Source organism: Kineococcus glutinatus, assembly GCF_039542765.1.
In the GTDB taxonomy this organism is placed as follows: domain Bacteria; phylum Actinomycetota; class Actinomycetes; order Actinomycetales; family Kineococcaceae; genus Kineococcus_A; species Kineococcus_A glutinatus.
The window spans coordinates 1-3,773 of the sequence record NZ_BAABIL010000632.1; the positions used below are offsets into that span (position 1 = coordinate 1).

Below are 3,773 nucleotides of genomic sequence, written 5' to 3' on the forward strand. Positions count from 1 at the left end.
GGTGGCCTCGGCGCCCGGCGCCCCGTGCCCCGCGGCCCCCCACCCCGGGGTGCCGTGCGCCGGGGTGGCGTCCACCGGGGCGGCGTCCGCGCGCGCGGCGGGCGGGGTGCGCAGGTCCAGCACCGGGTGGGGGCCCGTCACGACCGGGGCGCCGTCGCCCGCTTCCCGGCAGGCGCGCTCCAGCGCCGCCAGCAGCTCCTGCGGCGCCGGGCGGTGGGAGGGGTTGACGGCCAGCGCCGCCGACAGCAACCGGCCCAGCTCCGGCGGCAGGCCCGCCAGGTCCGCCTCGCCGCGGCGCACCCGGTCCAGGACGACCTCCATGGGCCCGCGGCCGAACGGCGGGCGGCCCGTCGCGCCGAACGCCACCGTCGCCGCCCAGCCCCACCAGTCCGTCGCGGCCGAGACCGCCCCACCGCCCACCACCTCCGGGGAGAGGTAGCCCGGGGTGCCCATCACGAGGCCGGTGGTGGTCAGCCGCACGTCGTCGGCGACGTGGGCGATGCCGAAGTCGATGACGACCGGCTGCCCGTCCAGCAGCAGGACGTTGCCCGGCTTGAGGTCGCGGTGCACCACGCCCGCGGCGTGGATGGCCGCCAGCGCCTCGGCGAGGCCGTGGCCCAGCTCCCGCAGCCGGTCGCCGGTGAGGGGGCCGTCGGCGGCGACGACCGCGTCCAGCGGCCGACCCGGCACGTAGCGCGTCACGATGTACGGCCACTGACCGCTCACGTCGGCGCCCAGCACCTCCGCCACCCACGGCGAGCGCACCCGCTCCAGGGTGGACACCTCCCGGTCCAGCCGCTGCCGGGCGTGCGGGTCGCCCGCGATGTGCGGCTTGAGGACCTTCAGCGCCACCGCCCGCTGCGCGGCGTCCAGGGCGAGGTAGACGATCCCCATGCCGCCCTCGCCGATGACGTGCAGCAGGCGGTGCGGGCCCAGCGCGGTGCCGGGGACGGGCCCGGCGGCGGGTCCCCGGCCAGCGCGCGGGGACGGGGTGGCCGGGCCCGGCGAGACGGGCACCGGGCTCGTGGCCGGCTCGGCCGTGGGCGGGGGCGCCGGGGTGTGCACGCCCACCACGGTACGACAGCGACCTCCCGCCCCCCGTCCTCCGCAGGTCTGATCCGCGCGCGCTCCGGGCTGCGCCGCGGCCCCACCCCGATAGGGTCGGCGGCAGACCGCTCCCGAGGAGGATCACCTGATGGCCGGCGACTACGACCTGGTGGTGGTGGCCAACCGGCTCCCCGTCGACAGGGTGGAGGGCCCGGACGGGACGCCGTCCTGGCGGCGCAGCCCCGGCGGCCTCGTCACCGCCCTGGAACCCGTCATGCAGCGCGAGGACGGCGCGTGGATCGGCTGGGCCGGCACGCCCGGCGAGCCCCCGGAGCCCTTCGACGCGGAGGGCGTGCACTGCGTGGGCATCGGCCTGTCCGCCGAGGAGGTCGAGGACTACTACGAGGGCTTCTCCAACGGCACCCTGTGGCCGCTGTACCACGACGTGATCGTGGCGCCGAACTACCACCGCCGCTGGTGGGAGGCCTACGTCCGCGTCAACGAGCGCTTCGCGCAGGCCGCCGCCGAGCAGGCCGCGCGGGGCGCGACGGTGTGGGTGCAGGACTACCAGCTGCAGCTGGTGCCGCGGATGCTGCGCCGGCGCCGCCCGGACCTGCGCATCGGCTTCTTCAACCACATCCCGTTCCCGCCGTTCGAGATCTTCGCGCAGCTGCCGTGGCGCGGCGCCATCCTCGACGGCCTGCTCGGGGCGGACCTGGTGGGCTTCCAGCGCCCCGCCGACGCCAGCAACTTCCTGCGCGCCTGCCGCCGGGCGATGGCGCTGCCTGCGCGCCGGGGGGTCGTGCGCCTGCCCGACGAGGGCGACCGGCAGGTGCGGGCCGCGTCCTTCCCGATCTCCATCGACGCCGTCGCCCTGGACGAGCTGGCCCGGCGCCCGGAGGTGCAGGAGCGGGCGCAGGAGATCCGCAGGGACCTCGGCGACCCCCAGTACGTCCTGCTCGGCGTGGACCGCCTCGACTACACCAAGGGCATCCTGCACCGGCTGAAGTCGTTCGAGGAGCTGCTGGCCGACGGCCGCGTGCAGGTCGGCGAGGCGGTGCTGGTGCAGGTGGCCACCCCCAGCCGCGAGCGGGTGGACCAGTACGTGCAGCTGCGCCAGGACGTCGAGGTGACGGTGGGCCGGATCAACGGCACCTACGCCGAGATCGGCAAGGCCGCGGTGCACTACCTGCACCACTCCTACGGGCGGGAGGAGATGGCGGCGCTGTTCCTGGCCGCCGACGTCATGCTCGTGACATCCCTGCGCGACGGCATGAACCTCGTCGCCAAGGAGTACGTCGCCTCCCGCTACGACGAGAAGGGGGTGCTGGTGCTGTCGGAGTTCACCGGCGCCGCCGACGAGCTCGGCCAGGCCGTCATGGTGAACCCGCACGACATCGACGGCCTCAAGGACGCGGTGATCCGCGCCCTGCACATGCCGGCGCGGGAGGCGGGGCGGCGGATGCGGGCCATGCGCCGGCGGGTGCGCGAGCACGACGTGCAGCGGTGGGCGGCCTCCTTCCTGGAGGCGCTGGACGGGCTCGGGGACCAGGCGGGCACCGCGATCGACCTCACCGGCTCCCCGGCCGCGGGGGTGGCCCGGTGACCACCGCGTCCGGGGAGCTGGCGCAGCCGCTGCTGGAGGCGCTGGAGGTGTTCGCCGGCTCCGGCCGCGTGCTCGTCGCGCTCGACTTCGACGGGGTGCTCGCCCCGCTCGTCGACGACCCGATGAGTGCCGCCCCGCTGCCGGGTTCCGTCGCGGCGCTGCAGCGGCTGGCCGGGACGTCCGACGTGGCGCTGGTGTCCGGGCGGGCGCTGGCCGACCTGCGGCTGCTGTCGCGGGCACCGGCGGCGGCGGTCCTCGTCGGCGGGCACGGCACGCAGTGCTCCCTGGACGGCGAGGACGGTGGGCAGGTGCTCACCGAGGCCGAGGCCCGGCTGCTGGCGCGCGTCACCGCGCAGCTGGAGGAGATCGCCGCCGCCCACGAGGGCGTGGCCGTGGAGCACAAGCCGATGTCGGCGGTGCTGCACACCCGCCGCGCCGACCGGGCGGTGGCCGCGGAGGCGACGCGGCGGGCGGTGGACGGGCCCGGCTCGGACCCGGGCGTGCACTGCCTGCGCGGCAAGGAGGTCGTGGAGATCGCCGTCGTGCCGCTGGGCAAGGGCGCGGGGCTGCTGCGGCTGCGCGACCGGCTCGCCGCCGCCGGCCCGGCGGTGGGGGCGGTGCTCTACGCGGGCGACGACGTCACCGACGAGGACGCGTTCGCCGCCCTGGGCGAGGCGGACGTGACGGTCAAGGTGGGGCCGGGCGAGACAGCGGCGCGGTTCCGGGTGGCCGACCCGCAGGGGATGGCGACCCTGCTGACGGCGCTGGCGGACCTGCGCGACGCGGCCGCCGCCCGCTGACGGTCAGGGCAGGGCGATGAGCCCGACGGCCGCGACGGCCACCGCCATGCCCACCCGCTGCGTCCGCGTGGTCCGCTCGTGCAGCAGCAGCGCCGCCAGCAGGACCGTCACGGCCGGGTACAGCGACGTCAGCACCGCGACGACGGCGAGCAGCCCCTGCCGCACCGCGAGGGAGTACAGCACCACGGCCGCGGCGCCGGTGACCCCGACGAGCAGGGCCGCGGCCGCCGCGGGGCGCTCGGCCCGCGGCACGCGCCGGGGCCCGCGGACGGCCACGACGGCCAGCAGGAGCAGCAGGGACACCACCTGCCCGGTCGTCG

4 protein-coding genes are annotated in these 3,773 nt (G+C 77.1%); 2 read left to right on the forward strand and 2 right to left on the reverse strand.

The window, feature by feature from the left end; all coding sequences use genetic code 11:
* A partial coding sequence (locus tag ABEB16_RS19330; RefSeq protein ID WP_345713835.1) for a serine/threonine-protein kinase occupies positions 1 to 1,065 on the reverse strand: 1,065 nt, incomplete at its 3' end.
* A 130-nt stretch (positions 1,066 to 1,195) separates the two neighbouring features.
* Between ABEB16_RS19330 and ABEB16_RS19335 the strand changes: the two genes are divergently transcribed.
* The gene (locus ABEB16_RS19335) at positions 1,196 to 2,653 is read left to right on the forward strand and encodes an alpha,alpha-trehalose-phosphate synthase (UDP-forming) (RefSeq protein ID WP_345713836.1); all 1,458 of its coding nucleotides are present in this window, start codon (positions 1,196 to 1,198) and stop codon (positions 2,651 to 2,653) included.
* Complete coding sequence (gene otsB / locus ABEB16_RS19340) at positions 2,650 to 3,453, forward strand: trehalose-phosphatase (RefSeq protein WP_345713837.1); 804 nt, start codon at positions 2,650 to 2,652, stop codon at positions 3,451 to 3,453. The genes ABEB16_RS19335 and otsB overlap by 4 nt, the downstream gene beginning before the upstream one ends.
* 3 nt (positions 3,454 to 3,456) lie before the next feature.
* Here the strand turns inward: otsB and ABEB16_RS19345 are convergent.
* The coding region (locus ABEB16_RS19345) for an EamA family transporter (RefSeq protein ID WP_345713838.1) at positions 3,457 to 3,773 on the reverse strand (317 nt) is incomplete at its 5' end.